This window comes from Paenibacillus lemnae (assembly GCF_012933385.1).
In the GTDB taxonomy this organism is placed as follows: Bacteria; Bacillota; Bacilli; order Paenibacillales; family Paenibacillaceae; genus Paenibacillus_AQ; species Paenibacillus_AQ lemnae.
The window spans coordinates 15,817-32,910 of sequence record NZ_JABBPN010000003.1 but is presented as its reverse complement, the minus strand read 5'-3'; the positions used below and the strand labels follow the sequence as shown (position 1 = coordinate 32,910).

Here is a 17,094-nt window from a genome sequence, read left to right as displayed (position 1 = left end):
CTTATTTTGAAATATGAAACGTTTATATTATAACCCAGATGAGAGCATAACTCTAAGAAAACCGAAGGCAGAACCTCGGGCCATAATTTCAGATATATGCAGGGAGGGAAAAAAGAACTAGATGTCGAATTTAATTACCTATCAACTCACACATTCGATACAATTTTGGAAGGGGTTTCACCTATGCGCAGCTTACTCATTCGACTCCTAGTGCAGGTAATACTCCTGACCATATTCTGTACTCCCGTTATGGCTAGTGAGCTATCGTCGTCTCCCAAGGCGGCCGATGGCATTTTCTACATTCTGGAGGATCCCGTACATCCCGTTGATTTAGATGGAGATTGGACATTTTATTGGGAGCAGCTCATAGATCCTTCTGGTGACCGTCAAGAACAACCAGGCCGCAGCCTCAAGGTTCCAGGCCTATGGAATGAGGGCGAATCTACAAGACACGGTTATGGTTCTTATCGCCTTCAGGTGATGCTAGGAGAAAAACACGAGAATTTAGGATTATACATTAAAAATGTATCGAATTCCTATAAAATTTGGATTAATGGCAAACTGCTCGGAGAAAACGGCCGGATCGCAGACAATAAAGCAGAAGCCAAGCCATCAAGACGTGACAGGCTGTTTCTAATTCCGGAGCCGTCCAAGACGCTTGATATTGTTATCCATGTGGCGAACTACGATCATCCTCGCGGTGGCTTGACGGAGAGCATCCGGCTCGGTTACGCAGCTGCTCTGCAGGCTGAGATGGTTCGTTCTTCCTCGCTGGATATGTTCGTTATAGGTGCTCTGTTCATCATCGGGCTTTATCATTTGGGATTGTTTTCGGCGCGGAGCAAAAAACTCTCTCCATTCTATTTTTCAATATTCTGTATCTCCATATCTCTTCGAAATCTGGTTACAGGGAAGACCTCGCTTTACGTCCTGCTTCCTGACTTTCCTTGGGATACCGCAGTACGTATTGAGTACACGACTATGGCCATTGCTGTCATCTCTTTCTCGATGTTCGTCAGATCCTTATATCCTGAGGAATTAAGCAGATGGATTCTAAGACCCGTGCTTGCCTTGTCTGTCCTTTACGGCTTGCTGTGCGTGGCGGCTCCCGGCTGGCTCTACATGAAACTGCTGCCGGTGTATCAGCTGGTTATTGTGTTTGTAACGATATCATGCGTGATTGCTTTTGCGCTGGCCGCTTGGCGGAAGAAGGAAGGAGCTGCGCTTGCGCTGGCAGCCGCCATTTTCTTGGCCGCGACGGTCCTTAATGATGTATTGTACAATCGGCACTTGCTGATGACGGGTTATTACATTCCGCTGGGCCTGCTGGTGTACGTGCTTGCAAATTCTTTTGTTCTGGGCCTTAGCTTTTCGCGGGCGTACGCTTCTACAGAAAATCTCACATTCAAACTGCAGGCTTTAAACAATACGCTGGAGGAGAAGGTTGCTGAACGCACAGCAAAACTTGAAGAAGCAAATCAAGAGCTGCAGAAGCAGTCTCTTCTGGATGGGCTGACGGGTATTGCAAATCGGAGGGCATTTGAAGCAGACGCTCAAGAGATGCTGGAGGAAAAGGAAAGAGACGCTCCCCTCTATTTATACCTGATTGATATCGATCATTTTAAAAAATTTAACGATTATTACGGACATCTAGCCGGTGATGATTGCCTCAGACGTGTGGCCGAAATAATTGACAGAACAGCGTCAGCGGCAGGCGGCAGCGTATATCGGTACGGGGGCGAGGAGTTTTGCTTGCTGTATAGGGGAGATCGTGAGTCCGCCGAGCATCTGGCAGAGCGTATTATAAAAGAAGTTCGCGCCATACGCATTCCTCATGAGGCTCCTGGAGCATCGGGCTTCATTACAGTGAGTTTCGGGTTTGCAGCAATGAAGACAGGAGACAGCGACAAGATTGACGAGCTTATAGAGGCTGCCGATCTGGCCTTGTATCAGGCGAAGCAGGCGGGGCGTGATCGGTATTGCGTCTCCATATAAAACAAACCAGCTTCCCTCACCCTGCGAAAGGGAAAGGAAGCTGGTTTTTTTGTACTGCTGTAGAGCGTCTCTTTATTAAACTAGTTGTTGTTTCCGTTATCGATCAGACTGGCTTTCATCAAAAACCGCTGTACAATTGCTGCAGTTTCAGCGCGGGTCAAGTTTCCAGCCGGCATCAAGCCTTTATTCGATCCTTGCACAAGTCCAAACTTTACAGCTGCAGCCATGGCTGGCTTCGCCCATGGAGCGACCTGCGCCTGGTCTGCAAACGGAGACAGTACGGAATCTGCATTCACCTCGTCAGCCTGAAGGTTTGCCTCCTTCATTGCACGGGCCATAATGACCAGCGCTTCCTGACGGGTAATGGTACGATTCGGAGCGAAGGTTCCGTTATCGTAGCCTTCAATTAAACCGTATTCTGCAGCCTTGCCGACAGCGCCTGCATACCAATCTCCCGGTTTGACATCGCTGAAGCTGGCACTGCTGCTGTTTTCTTCCAATCCCAAAGCCCGTACTACGATGGCTGCGAGCTCTGCACGCGTAATTACGGCATTCGGATTGTATTGGTTCTCGTTCATGCCTTTGACAATCATGCGAGAAGCCATATCATTGACAGCCTGCTTCGACCAATGGCCCTCTACATCTGCAAATGTTTTCGGATTCCATATGAGGAAATAGTCGCTGTTCGTGAGGCTGTTCACAACCGCAAAATGATTGCCATTGCGGGTCGTAATATAAGTAGGGACATGACGTACGCTGCCATCACTATTCAGTACAGCAGCCGTTGTCACTTTACTGTGGTCAAGGCCCGCAGGAAGTGGGATTTCACGCTCCACGTAGCTGCTGAACTGATCGACACTGACTGTGCTGCCATTGTAGGAAGCCGTTACATTAAAGGTGACTGGCGGAGCCGCAACCTCAAAGCTTCCTTGAGCTGCCGCAGCTCTTGCAAGAATCTCTGCAGCTTCGCCGCTCTTGGTAATTTCCACATGAACGACAATGTCCGAAAGCTTGACCTGTTCGCCCAGCTTGGAAGAAATATTGTCGATGGCAATTTGTCCTGCAGGCAGCTTGTAGGTACCGATTGGTGTCTGGATCTCGAGCACTGCCTGCTTGTTTTCCATCCCCTTCACGGCCTCACCCGTCAAGAGTACCATTACTTTGTCGACATTTGCAGTTACAGGGATAACCACTCTGGACTTGTCTGCCGACTGATTGAGCTGATCCGCCAGCTTAGCCGGGTCGATTGTAGCCGTCAGTACAGACTTGCCGTTCTCATTCGTCGTCACTCCCGCTGCAATCTGATCCTTCACAACGCCATTCACGATGACTTGGAGGCCGCCAGGAGGATTCACAGGTGCCGGTGTGTTTGGCGTACCAGGATTGCTTGGAACGGAAGGCGTACTTGGGTTGCTTGGTACGGACGGCGTACCTGGGTTACCTGGAGTAACTGGTGGATTCGGATTTCCCGGGTTCTCTACTGTTACCTTACCGGAGATCAAGGTTTTCTTCATCTCCACATTAAAGGCATCTGTAAAAGAGAACCGGCCCGGTTCACTCGTCTGCACTGTCAGGGCTTTATCGCCCGGTTTCGAATTATCTTTAATGATAAAGGTTACCGTAAAGAGCGTCTCGCCCGCCATAATCGGCGTATCGCCAGCGTTGCTGTCTATCCACGATGTCTTGATCCAGCCTGCTTGATTATCGTAGTGGGAATCATAGTAGGTTTCCAAATTTCCTGTAACACCTGATACTTCCAGGCTATCCTTGTCAAAATCAATCTGGAGATCATATGCCGAGATGCCGTAGGTGGAAGCGTACACCGTGACCGGTACGCTCACCTCGGTACCGGGTTTCCCGCTCACCGAGCCGATCTTAATCTCTGCCGAGTGGCGCGTCCATTTCGCGTACAGCGTCAGATCAGACGTCACCTTATCTTCTTCAAAGTCCCAGGCATGGCTTCCTTCTTCTGCTTCTGTATACCAGCCTTCGAAGGTATAGCCCGCTTTCGTTGGTGCTTGCGGCTTGTTGATCGTCGTGCCGCTGGTCACATCAGCGATGTCGTCTACCTCACTGCCTCCTTGTGAATCAAAGGCTACGGTGTACTGCTTGGCCTCCACCGTTACCTTGCCTGGAATGAGCGTGATCTCCATCTCTTCAGCTGACCAATCCCACACAGAGAGGTCATCCGTATCCACCGTCAGTGCCGTATCGCCCGGCTCTGCATCTTCCTTAATGTCGAAGGTTACCGTGAACAGCGTGTCACCCTCTACCATCGGTGAGTCTCCTGCGTGATCTTTCCATAATGCCTCAAGCCAGCCTGCATCGTTATTTTTATTCGACTGAAAGCGATCGTCATTGCCTGTAATACCCGATATTTCCAGACTCTCTTCGTCGAAATCAATCTGGAGATCATATTTCGAGATGCCGTAGGTAGATTCGGTCACCGTGACCGGTACGCTTACCTTGGTACCGGGTTTCCCGCTCACCGAGCCGATCTCAATCTCTGCCGAGTGGCGCGTCCATTTCGCATAAAGCGTCAGATCAGACGTCACCTTATCTTCTTCAAAGTCCCAGGCATGGCTTCCTTCTTCCGCTTCTGTATACCAGCCTTCGAAAGTGTAACCTGCTTTCGTCGGTGCTTGCGGCTTGTTGATCGTCGTGCCGCTGGTCACATCAGCAATTTCCTTCACTGCACTGCCTCCCTGTGAATCAAAGGTTACGGTGTACAGCGCCACCGTTACCTTGCCTGGAATGAGCGTGATCTCCATCTTTTCAGCTGACGAATCCCACACAAAGAGGTCATCCGTATCCACCGTCAGTGCCGTATCGCCCAGCTCTGCACCTTCCTTAATTAAGAAGGGTAGCGTGAACAGAGTGTCCCCCTCCATCATCGGTGCATCATCTGCATCAAACCAAGCTGCCTCAAGGCTGCCTGCATCGTTATTTACATTCCACTGTAAGTCATCGTCTGTAATTTCATCCAATATTTTTAGGGTTTCTTCGTCGAAATCAATCACAAGATTATATGCCGAGATGCCGTAAGTAGATTCGATCACAGTGACCGGTACATTTACCTCGGTGCCTGGGCTCCCGCTTACCGAGCCGATCTTAATCTTTGCCGAATGGCGCGTCCAATTCGCATACAGCGTCAGATCAGACGTCACCTTATTCTCTTCAAAGTCCCAGGCATGGCCTGCTGCTTCTGTATACCAGCCTTCGAAAGTGTAACCTGCTTTCGTCGGTGCCGGCGGCTCGCTGATCGTCTTGCCGCTGGTTACATCAGCGATTTCGGCTACCTCACTGCCTCCTTGTGAATTAAAAGTTACAGTGTACAACACCTCCTCTAACGTTACCTTGCCGGAGGTGAGTACTGCATCGGACGAATCCTCCACAGAGAGATGATCTGGATCCACCCTCAGTTCCTTATCGCCCGGCTCCGCATAGCCCATCGTGCCAAAAGGCATCAGCAGCATGACCACCAATAAGATCGAAATCCATTTCTTTAATCGCATCATATCAACCCTTTCCAACGGATATGGCAAGGATCGCTTTGATGTCCTCTTCGTCCCATTGCCCATCACTATTCATGTCAAGCGCCTGCAGCTGCACCTGCGTCAGTGTAATCTTGCCTTTGATAAATTTGTTCAGCAGCAGTGCATCCGAAGACGATACTTTACCGTCGCCATCCGCGTCCCCCAATAAAAACGCCGTGTAGTACGCGGTAAAAGTCACATCCGCCGTCACTGCCAAGCTCGCTACCTCTTGACTGCTGAGCTTAGTGACACCACCATCACTGCTCCAGCCTATAAATCGATACTTATTACTAGGCGTAACCACCGGCACTGCTGCCGGGTGTCCGCCAAGGACTACCTGCTCGCTCGTACTGCTGATTGTGCCGTGATCCCCTGGCAAGTAGCTTACGGTTACCTGCTGCGGTGCCGGATTCTCCTGAAGACTGTATACTTGAATTTTCGAACCATTAGACCAGGCTAGATACGCCAAGTTGTCGTGCAAGGCATACGATGTGGCTCGTACGGAGTTCGGCAGCCCCTCGCCCGCAGCACTCCAATTTCTGCCGTCATAAAACTCGACCCGGTTTTTGCGACCCATCCCGCTTGAATTTTGATCGTTCCAAACTGCAAACAGCTTGTCGTTGTATACAAATAGATTCGGGTTTTGCGATTCATCCTCTTCCAATTTCTCCAGATTCCCACTGCCTACAGGGCCCCAAGTATTTCCATAGAAGCTGCTGACTTTTAGCTGAGCGGGGTTGTTATCTCTCCATACCGCGTACAGCAGGCCATTATAAGCTTGTAGAACCGAACTTCCTGCAGATGTCGTTGTATTCGTAATTCCCAAATTTCCTGATACGTTTTCCCATGTAACTTCGCCTCCGTTGACCGTTCTTTTATAAACTGGAATGTGGGATGAGGACTGAATGCCCGGCACCTCCTCGCTCCAAGTTAAATAAAGTTCATTCTGATATATGGCGAGCCGCGGTCTATCAACTACACCATTTTCAAAGAATCTCAAATCTAACTTTTCGCTACTCCAAACGTTACCGTCATACTTCATGACTTGAACTTTTTGGTCCTGCGTTTGGTTCGAGTCACCCTGCCATGCCACATACAATGCGTTGTCATAGACAAGAAGAACTGGATTTTTCCCTCTACCAGATCCGATTACCGGGATATAATCCTCTATTGTAGACACCCATTCGTCTCCGCAATTTTTTTTGGCTATAATCTGGTGGATACTCTGATCCCCTAGAAGTGAGGGGTAACCTTCTATCCAGGCGGCGTACAGACAGCCTTGGTATACCGCAAGCGATGGATTGGTTGCATTGCTGTGTCCATAATAATTCAGACCGGTTCCGCCATCAGCTGCAGACCACTGGCTGCCATCCCATTTCATGACTCTGATTTCCATTCCCTGCAGCTCTGAAGAAAAATTGTAAGGCTTTGCCTCTGACCACGCTGCGTATAAATGGTTGTTCCAAGAGACAATACTTGGTTCCCCAGAGGTGGGAGCGCTGCTTGTTCCCGCCTGGAGCCCTCCCCCATCAATCGAATTCCAAGCATACTCTGTGGCTGCCGAAGCCTGTCCCGGAACTGCCAGCGTTGGTAGAATCGACCCTAGCAGCATAACCAGACAGATCATGATAGATGTCACCATCCTGCCAGTCATGCTGTTCCTCTTCTGTGCTTTCATACCTGACCCTCTCTTTCAAAAGCAAATTACAGACCTTATGTTCCTTTAACTGCCTGCATCTGAGTCCATTGTACTGATGGGCACTCAACATTTTCACAACATTTCACCATGAAACGACAAAAAAAGCCTTCAAATTTGCATCTGAAGACTGTCTTTTTGCATTTTTTTCGATTATCATCCATTTCTTTCGACCTACTCCGCCCTTATACTATTCTCCCTTTAGCTCCATCTGCTCTTTCATCGCCATCACCCGGCGGATGCCATCCTCATCACCGGCCTGCTGCAAGCTGTCCGCCAGCAAGTCATAGTAGGGCAGATGGCTTGGCTCAAGCTCAATCAATTTCCATAGAAGCTGTGCGCGAAGTCCCTTAGGCACCACTCTGATGACTGCATTCATGCTGGACATCACGGCCGAACGGAGCTCCATCCGGTAAGCATTCGCCCATTCGTAATGCTCCATCTCCAAATAGTCCCCGCCATACATCTGAAGAATACTCTCGGCATTCGCTGCCGCTTCTTCTTCTTTCAGCATACCAAGGAGCTCTTCCAGGTCGCTGCGAATGACCGTTGGATCCACCCAGTACCGCTCGTCACCATACTTCACAAATCCCTCGAAGCCTAGTGACTTAAACTGGCTCCGTAAATAATAAAGTGAAGTATGCAGCAGCTTTTGACCGCGCTCTGCTGCATCATCCCGCCACAAATGCTCCAGAATGGCATATTTGTAAACCGGCTGTCCCCGGTGATGCCACAGGAATGCGAACAGTTCCTTCGTTTTCTTCGTACGCCATGTTAACAGCCGGCCATCCGGAGCATACAGCTCCATACTACCCAGCACTTTCAGTGACATTAATGGTTGATGTTCCTCCTGACGATCTGCAGCCGCGGCCGAATCATCAGCATGAAGGTGGCTCACTTTCGCAGCGTTCCCTCCGCGGCTTGTCTGTCTGGTCTGCCGGTTTGCATACCGAGACAGTACTGAAGCCAGCTTGTCTTTTGCGACAGGTTTAAGCAGGTACCCCATGGCGTCGGTGTCGTATGCATCAATGGCATAGTGATCATGGGCCGTGACAAAAACAATGTCTGCACCTGAACATTTTTCAGATAACATCCCTGCAGCTTCCAGCCCGCTCACACCAGGCATCTCGATATCCAGAAAGATTAAATCCGGTTGAATGGCTGCACATTGTTCAAGCGCTTCAGCAACCAGCTGAAACCTGCCGGCCACTTCCACGCCGCCCACCTCGCCGAGCATGATATCCATGACGTCCAGCGCGATCTCTTCGTCATCAATCAGAATGGCTCTCCACATAACGCCCCTCCGTTAAATACATGGTGATTGTGGTTCCTTGGCCCGGACGGCTGGAAATCTCGAGGTCTCGCCCGTACCTCATTTGAAGCCGCCGCTTTACGTTGCCGATGCCAACCCCTCCGGCCTTCCCTAGTTCCAGCCGGTTCCGTGTCTCTTCGTCCATCCCAGCTCCGTCATCTTCGACAATAATCATAACGCCCTTGTCTGTGCGGCGAATGATGATGTCCACGTTGCCTCCCTCAGGCTTTTGCCCGATCCCGTGGCGGACTGCATTCTCGACAATGGGCTGAAGGGTGAGCGGAGGCAGCAGGCAGTGTGCATCTTCATCAATATTATAATGGACAGCCAGCCGCTGGCCGAAACGAAGCTGTTCAATGGCCAGATAGGACCGTACCAGCTCCAGCTCACGTTCCAGCGGGATTTCATCTCCATGAAAGACAAACTTGAATTTGGCGCGAAGATAGGTGGTTAAATGATGTATCGTTTCCCGCAGCTTATCCACATTCTTATAGCTGAGCCCGACCAGGGCGTTCAAGCTGTTGTACAGAAAATGCGGTTGAATCTGTGCCTGCAAAAAATCCATCTCACGCCGCACTGCCCGTTCTGATGAGCTTTTCATGACCAGCAGCGACTGCACCCGGGCCCGAAGCTCTGCCAATTCAAACGGCTTGTGCAAAATATCGTTGGCTCCTGCAGCAAAGGCAGCCAGGATATCGCACGTCTGTCCCGAGGCGGTCAGCATCAGCACCGGAAGTTCAGCCAGTCCATCCAGCGTCCTTACTTCCCTGCAAATGTCGAGCCCCGATACGCCAGGCATCATCAAATCGAGCAGCACGAGGTCGGGCTTTCTTCTCCGGAGTGCCTCAAGTGCCTCTGCCCCGCCGCTTGCTGTCGTATACGTATGTCCCATAGAGGCAATGGCATCCATAGCCACCTTTAGATTGGAGGGCTCGTCGTCGACAATCAGAATATGGAACACTTCCTGGTCGCCGGACAGTGAAGAAAGCTCGGACAGAGACGACACATCCTGCTGATACGAAGTGAAGTCTCCATACTCCGCGTACGTATCGTCTTCTGTTTTTTTGTCACCGTGAGCTGTTTCCGTGGAAATGGCCGCCTCCTGCGCTCCGCTCCAGGCAATCGGCAGCGTGAAGGTGAAGCAGGAGCCCTGCCCAACCTCGGATTCAACCTCCAGCTGCCCGCCCTGCAGCTCAACCAGCTGCTTGGAGATGCTCAGACCCAGCCCGATGCCATCGCGCGAACGGGAGCCTTCCTCGTTATGCTGGAAGAAAGGCTGAAACAGCTTCTCTCTGATTTCAGCCGGGATCCCCCTGCCCGTGTCACTGACCGAAACGGCCAGCAAATCTCCACGTCTTTCAGCCGAGATCGAGACCGTCCCCTGGTCGGTATACTTGAGCCCGTTCTCGAGCAGGTTGTGCAAAATCTGCCGCAGCCGATTCTCGTCTGCCAGCACAAGGGGCAGCTCAGCAGGCAGCTTCTCTTCAAGCCTGACATCCCGCTTGATCGGCGCGATCGATAACGTCTGCATCACAAAACGGGTCGATACATAAAGATCCACCGGCTTCTGCTGCACATCCAGCTGACCGTGCCGTATCCGGTTCATATCCAGGATGTCATTCACCAATCCGGCAAGCCGCCTTCCGATCAGATGCATCAGCCTGATGTTCTCACGATGCTCTGCGGCAAGGGGCGGCTCTTTCTTGTCCAGCAGCGCCTCGGAGAGATTGATAATCCCGTGAAGAGGCGTGCGAAGTTCATGCGAGGTTTTGGCCAGAAATTCATCCTTCTGCCTGTCTTGGACCAGCAGCTGCTGAGCCAAACGTTCACTCCGCTGGTAAACGCCGTGAATCCGGTCCGCCATCAGAAATGACTGTGACAGTACAACCAGCAGCAGCGTAACGATAATGTAATAAGGGCTATCCAGTGCCAGCTGATACCGCGTCTGGGCGAAGACCCAGCTGATAATCAAGAAAAACACGCCGAGCAAAATATAGTAAATCCGCACCCCATGATACCGATTGCGAATAATCGAAGTGAAGATAAAGCCGAAAGCTACAATCTGCAGCAGCACACCTGGCCACAACAGGATCAGCAGAGAACCATTGGGCAGTACGACCAACAGCGCCAGGTAAACATAAGAAACCCATCGGAATGCCCTGAACCAGGGTCCGCTCTTGTCATTTAGATAAAGGCGCACATAGTAAATAAAGAACATAATGGCCAGGTACGGCAGGATAAACAGCAGCTTTTGCAGTAAAAGAAAGGACATGGAGGGGATCAAATTCGCTACCACGATCTCGTTATCTATGCTGAAGAAAAGCCCCAGCGCCAAACAGAACAAGCTGAAAAAAATCAGGTACGGTTCTCGCCGCCACTGCCTGAACATGCCTGCAAAATAAATACCAAATACCAGCAAAGTCGTAATGACAATCACATCAGCCATCCGGGCGTTGTCCCGGCGGCTCATAACATCAGCGGTCAGTCCGAACTCGGGAGCCTGTACAAGTCCTCCCGGCAAATACCGGTGGCTCGCCACCTGAACGATCACGTCGATCGTCCTTTCTTTTACCTCAGCCCTCCCGAAGAATGGCACATTGCTCGGCACAAAACCGGCGGCAGACAAGGCAGTTTGTCCGGTACTGCCAAGTTCCTGCCCGTCCATGTAGATCCGGCTCGACATGCGGATCTTTTTAGCCCGGAGGCCGTAATCATCAAGGTCGTTCACCTGCAGGCGCAGCCGGTACGTTCCCGCACCATACCCATTGTCGGACACCGTCTTGTTCCATCCTCCCGGGACCGGGAGAAAGTGCCGTTCTCCCTGCAGCTCATCTTCATGATCCGCAAAATCCTGGGGTGTCAGCAGGCGGTCCTTGTAAAACTCCCACTCCCCACGAAGCGGGATGATTCCCTGCTGCGAAAAGTCCCATGTCCTGACGTCGAGCACGCCTTCACGCGCCTCCGGATAGCTGGTGCTGGAGTGAAGCCAGTCATAGATGAAAATTGAGGTAGCCGCGGCAAAAACCAGCATCATGCCGGTCAGGCTTGACAATTGCTTTTTCATGAGGTTTGAATCCCTTTCGTCACTGAGGCATTTTTAAGCAAAATATGAAAAGATAGCCTCATTGTATCACAGGATTTTATGAGATCGGCAAAAAAGTAAGCGCTTTATATAAGTGCTGCATCCTTCGCCAGTATGACCCATGACAACTTAATCGGATTCCCCCTTACGACAAATCCTTTTTATATTGGACAGCCATGTAAACTCCACCGGCTAAAATGGCCAGCCCATACTTGAACAAGAAAAAGATGTTCCACATATAGTCCTTAGGAAAAATCATGTCACATAGCATAATGGTCAACAGCATAAAGTAACTGCTCTTTAAGAAGATAGTATTTGTCCGTTCGTCGCCTTGCCCAATCTTTTTGTAAAATACATAGGCAAATATCGCACTACCGAAGAGCAGTAAAAACCCCACTCCAATTAAGATGTTCCAATTCCCCGCAGATTGCTCAGCCCAGGACTTTAAGGGGTCAAAAATTGCGTTATGAATACCTGACATAAACTTATTTATCATGTTGATCATTTCCTTTCACATAAGTAAAAATCTCATCTACACGTACATTAAAAAATTCAGCAATTCGATAAGCCAACAGCAGAGTCGGAACATAATTTCCTTTTTCCATGACGAAAATCGTTTGTTTGGACACCCCGACCTGCTCGGCTAATTCCTGCTGAGACATTCTGGCAAGCACACGATATTCATACACCTTATTCGATATGGAATCCCCAAAATCTTTCTTCAATCACCATCACCTCGTGTATCACATTATAAACTCATATTTTACAAAAGTAAAGTTTACTTATATAAAATAATATAATTATTTATATCTGCATAAAAAAAGCCTAAGCGGCTGACTTCGCTTAAGCTCTTCTATTTACATTATTCATTTGCAGCTGCAGGCTTAAACATAACATCCGATACGGTCATCACGAAATCAATCAACTGCTTCTTTTGTAACAAGACGTGGATCTCATATCCATCTTTCGTTGTATAGATTTCATCGTACAGCCACCAGGCGCCGTGCAGCGGGGTATCCTGCTTGAGTATGGAGCAGTTTTTAAACGTAATTTCGCTGATCGCTGTAAATCCTCCGGAATGATCAAGTGTTAGAACGAGATCCTTCCCTTTTCTCCGAGAAGAAACCACCTTGCAATCATGAAAATGAAATTGCTCCGCAAAAGACGGCTCACCCTTTTTGAAGTTATTCTTGTATTCTTTCCAATAAGCTGCAGCAGTGGATTGCACCGTCTGTTTATTTGCTTTGCAGTAGGCTGTGATTTGCTTTTTCACATCTGCAGACGCGCGGTTTAAAGCCAAAACCCGGATATCTGCAACCTGATGCAAAATATCATCGGGAAGACTTTTTGTAAGATGACGAACATTATGCTGTAATACCTGCTTGAAATTTTTCTTTTCCTGCTCCGGGTCAAATACAGCCTGAACCTCATCTGGGACAACATCTTCGAATTCCACTTTCGAAACATCTTCCTGCAGCTGCAGCCATACCTTTTCTTCACTGTTATAAAGCTTCTGAAAATACTCTTCAGAGAACACCTCTGCCTTCTTTGATACTTTCAGCAGCAAATGCAAATCCGTTTTCTGCATCGTTTCGTACCATTCTTTAGTCATGTATTTCACAGCGTCACCCCATTGTTATGGCCAGTCGTCAGACCTAAGGTCGATCTTCGTGGAATCGAACAGCGATGTAATCTCCGATCTTAACCCATAGCTCTATTCGGATTTATCTTTTTTACTGAATTGCTTGTAAAGATCCTTCAAATTATCTGCATTAAGATCCACGTTATGCTCATACGCATATTTCACCGCATACCCAAGTGCTAGCGTCATCGCTCCGGCAACCGAGGCGCCTGCAACGGATCCAGCACCCGGGATTATTTTTATCACTTGTCTGAATATGCTCTTGCCAATGTTCCCGACAATCGTAGCCACAACCAGCTCTTTGGCAGTCTCCTTGGATATCGGCCTGTCGTAAAGCACGGCTAATCGGGTCAGCAGCCCGATCTGTATTCCCGTTATGGGAATCATGTCTGAGCCTGGAACTGGGGATGCCCCCACAGCGCCTGCGGACACAGAAGCACTAATGATCCATGCGTTGGCTGTCGATGATTTCTCTTTTATGCTTTTCGCAAACAGGATGTCCTTACTTTTTTTTTTGAGAATTTCAAGGATACTCTGTCTCAGTTTATCCAAGTTCTCACCCGTACGGGAAGATATCGGTGAAACCTCATACTGTCCGCCTGTTTCTTGACGGATTCTAGCCACCAATCGATCAATCTCGTCCGCAGCATCAATTTTATTGAGCACAATCAGTATGTTCTTATTCACACTTTGGATTCTCTCAAAAGATTTCTTCTCCACCTCAGAAAACACAGTCCCCGCCGCGTTCAAGAAAAACAAAATAATATCTGCCTTCTTATAATAATTCAGAGTCATCTCTGAATGGTCCTTGTTCACATCATTTAGCCCAGGCGTATCGATAAAATAAAGGTGCTCCTTATACTCATACGGCTCGATCTCAACCGTTTCACCCGGCTCTGCGCCTACCCCGGCGACTTCTTCACCCACAATACGATTAATAGTGGAGGATTTCCCGGTATTCACATCACCGATCAGAGCAATAAGAATCTCCTTGTCCAGCTGGCGATTAATCTCATCCATTTCTTGCTCATATGCTTCTTCCGCAGCCCTACTAATCTGCTCTTCCCACTGTTCTCCATGCTCTATCATAGTCAGGCTCCATTCATTATGGTTTGTATTCAAATTCAACGCACAAACACCAATCCCTTTATGGTCACTACCTGTTAAGATTTATACAACCGATATGACAAAGCCGAATCAATAATATCCATACGTTAACGATCAACAGGATTAAATAACTCAGGAGGGATGATATGAAAAAGAAAATAATAGGATTAATTATTGTGGTTGGTTTTATTTATGTCGTTACCGACCTCACTCTTGCCTTTCTCAGGTATCCTACTTTATATAGCCATGTAAACCGTATAACAGATCAAGCTCCCCAAATTCACCTGAATGAGAAAGCATTGATATATGCTGGTTCAATTAAAACCGACGCCAACGATAAATGAGTATGAGCTGCCGTAACCTTCTAATTTCGATAACGCCACACGGGCGAGAATACCATGCGATAGCAGGATGTCCCTGCTCCTTCTCTATGTAAAACTTTAATCTCTCATCAAACGTATGCAATTCAAATTTGATTTATTTACCAGAGAGAAGCTTATACAAGGTATAATGGAGCCAGATGACCATTCAGTGTGATCCTATGACCATCATAATGAAGGAGGGACATTCGTGGCGTTTATCCCGTTAAACTGTCCCAATTGCAACGGAAAAATTGAATATAAAGAGGATAAGATTTTAAAGTGTCCCTATTGTGAAACAGAGCTTTTATTGAAGCAAAATCATGTCTATTACGTTGACCAGACCATCAATCATTACCACGGAACGCCCCCTAAAACACCGCCGAAGCAGAGCGCCTCCGTAAAGCTAATGCTGATCCTGATGTTAGTCCTAATGGGCGCCATCGGTACTTATTTATATTCCAGCACCAGCTCCACCTATTCAAAAACAGAAGCCAATCTGCCTGTGCGAAAGATGCCCGAAAGCGAGGTTCTGCTCTCATTTCTGCGAGATATCTTCGATAAAGGGTCTGCCTTGCCGACAGAGGAGGAATTGGCTAGCATTCGCTATTTGACCGTACAGTATTCAGAGAATGATCAGTGGACGTTTACATATAGCCTCTCCGACCCTTTCAGTGATGAACAGGCCGAGAAGATCACCTATGTTACGGAGGACAAGAAGCTGAACAGCCAGCGGATTGATCAGCGGGATTTTGAGGCGTTTAAGGGACTGACGGCATTGGATCTGACCAACACCTATGAAATTTCCCAGACAGACCGAACCACGCTCGCCCATATGCCCGGATTAAAAAGTTATGGAGGCGCATTTAACGAATCCTTTCGTACATTTGCGGGCTACTTTGGCGACAAGGCAAGCATAACGGAGCTTACCACGCAGCTTCGCAGCAATCAGGAATTGGCCCTGCTGCTTGAGTTCCCTAATCTGAGCTCTTTATCCATTACCTATGTGGATGAGTCGATAACGGATTTCTTTCTGCTGAATCAACTGCCGCTCAAGTCCCTGTCGCTCACCTTTGTCGATGAACTCGGTTGGTTGTCGTCCATGACCGGACTGTCATCCTTGTCCATACAGCACAGTGAAGTCACAGACCTGCAGCCGTTGTACGCCTTGACCCAGCTTCAGGAACTCAAGTTATCCTATTTAGCGAATGTAAAGTCCATCGACTTCGTCCAAAATATGCCGGCTCTACAAACGCTGGATCTCGAAAATGTGAACTTTTCCAGCCTGGATCCCTTGAGCGGCAAAAACTCCATCACTACACTGCGCCTGGCTTCGCTCAGTCAGCTTGGCTCGGTAAAAGCTATAAACAGTCTGCCCTCTCTGCGGGAATTAACGTTGTCCGGTTACTACGAGGAGGAAGAAGCGCTGACATTACCTGATGTCGTGTCCGTTGAAATACCGAGACCCTTTCTTCCGGGACTGAAAGCACCCGCCGCAACCAACCTAACGCTCCGCGGCGGAAGCGGTGAATTAGATTTGGCGGCGCTGGGTAAATTCCCGAAGCTGAAGCAGCTCTCCCTCTGGGAGATCGATGAAATCACCCGTCTTGCCGCGCTGGACGACTTGTCCGGCCTGGAGACCCTACACATTTACGACTCGTCCCTGTTCCAAGAAAGCGATGCCTTATTTCGCTTGAAGCAGGTGACATCTCTACTATGCTCCGAATGCAGGCTGAACTTTAAACAAAAGGCGGCCGCGGACAACAGTGCACTTGAACATTTGACCTTAGAGCAGCCCTATTTGAGCATAAACAACACCTCTGTTATGGAAGATCAAATGATGCCATACTTTGCCAAACTGTCCGCTCTACGATCCTTCACGCTGCAAGACAGCAATTTGGCTTCTCTCGAATTCATGAGTAACTGGCAGGCCATAGAAGAGCTTCATCTCGAGAACAACGCCATTTCCAATATAGCGACTCTAAGCCAGCTGCCTAATCTGCAAAAGGTATATCTGTCTGGTAATTCCGTGCAGAACAGATCCGTGCTTGGCACGGGTGTGCGGGTGTATTGAATGACGGCTGACACCAGGATCACTCGCAAAATATGTGTATGTTGCAAAGTGAAAGTGCTCAGTTTTGCAGCCAAATTTGATTCAGCCTAGCAAAACTGGTTTTACATGGAGAGGTGGGCATGATAGGCTGGCTAGCCTCTGCGAAGCTTGTGGCTTCGCCCTTTCGCAAGGAATCATGCCCATAGAGGCTCCATGTCAAACCTACGTATAAAATTACTTTTTGCTGTATTTTGATTCAAAACATCATTGCAAAACTCGGCACTTTTCGATTGCCAAATACAAAAATATGGG

At 48.8% G+C, this 17,094-nt stretch carries 11 protein-coding genes; 3 read left to right on the top strand and 8 right to left on the bottom strand.

What is annotated here, in order from left to right; genetic code table 11:
* The first annotated feature begins 249 nt into the window (after positions 1-249).
* Positions 250-1,995 (top strand): sensor domain-containing diguanylate cyclase, encoded by a 1,746-nt coding sequence (locus HII30_RS03950; RefSeq protein ID WP_169503730.1) that lies wholly within the window; start codon positions 250-252, stop codon positions 1,993-1,995.
* A gap of 80 nt (positions 1,996-2,075) precedes the next feature.
* Here the strand turns inward: HII30_RS03950 and HII30_RS03945 are convergent, their stop codons facing one another.
* From HII30_RS03945 to HII30_RS03910, 8 genes are all read right to left on the bottom strand, one after another.
* Entirely contained in the window at positions 2,076-5,513 is a 3,438-nt protein-coding gene (locus HII30_RS03945) for an InlB B-repeat-containing protein (RefSeq protein WP_169503729.1), read from the bottom strand.
* 1 nt (position 5,514) lies between these two features.
* A complete protein-coding gene (locus HII30_RS03940) occupies positions 5,515-7,173 on the bottom strand; it encodes a dockerin type I domain-containing protein (RefSeq protein ID WP_169503728.1) in 1,659 nt (552 codons plus the stop codon).
* Positions 7,174-7,417: 244 nt separating this feature from the next.
* Positions 7,418-8,521, bottom strand: coding sequence for a response regulator (locus HII30_RS03935; RefSeq protein WP_169503727.1), 1,104 nt, complete (start codon positions 8,519-8,521; stop codon positions 7,418-7,420).
* Entirely contained in the window at positions 8,499-11,603 is a 3,105-nt protein-coding gene (locus HII30_RS03930) for a hybrid sensor histidine kinase/response regulator (protein ID WP_169503726.1), read from the bottom strand. Before HII30_RS03930 ends, HII30_RS03935 begins: the two co-directional genes overlap by 23 nt.
* 163 nt (positions 11,604-11,766) lie before the next feature.
* Positions 11,767-12,117, bottom strand: coding sequence for a DUF2178 domain-containing protein (locus tag HII30_RS03925; protein WP_169503725.1), 351 nt, complete (start codon positions 12,115-12,117; stop codon positions 11,767-11,769).
* Positions 12,107-12,346 (bottom strand): helix-turn-helix transcriptional regulator, encoded by a 240-nt coding sequence (locus HII30_RS03920; RefSeq protein WP_169503724.1) that lies wholly within the window; start codon positions 12,344-12,346, stop codon positions 12,107-12,109. The genes HII30_RS03925 and HII30_RS03920 overlap by 11 nt, the downstream gene beginning before the upstream one ends.
* 137 nt (positions 12,347-12,483) lie before the next feature.
* Positions 12,484-13,233 carry a DUF4085 family protein gene (locus HII30_RS03915; RefSeq protein ID WP_169503723.1) on the bottom strand — a complete coding sequence of 250 codons (750 nt, stop codon included), beginning with the start codon at positions 13,231-13,233 and terminating at the stop codon, positions 12,484-12,486.
* Positions 13,234-13,335: 102 nt separating this feature from the next.
* Complete coding sequence (locus tag HII30_RS03910; protein ID WP_169504067.1) at positions 13,336-14,352, bottom strand: GTPase; 1,017 nt, start codon at positions 14,350-14,352, stop codon at positions 13,336-13,338.
* A gap of 164 nt (positions 14,353-14,516) precedes the next feature.
* On the opposite strand from HII30_RS03910, the gene HII30_RS03905 reads away from it, so the two are divergent.
* Both HII30_RS03905 and HII30_RS03900 read left to right on the top strand, forming a co-directional pair.
* Positions 14,517-14,714, top strand: coding sequence for a hypothetical protein (locus HII30_RS03905; RefSeq protein ID WP_169503722.1), 198 nt, complete (start codon positions 14,517-14,519; stop codon positions 14,712-14,714).
* A gap of 325 nt (positions 14,715-15,039) precedes the next feature.
* On the top strand, positions 15,040-16,803 hold the full coding sequence (locus HII30_RS03900; protein WP_246246093.1) for a leucine-rich repeat domain-containing protein: 1,764 nt from the start codon (positions 15,040-15,042) through the stop codon (positions 16,801-16,803).
* Positions 16,804-17,094 lie beyond the last annotated feature (291 nt).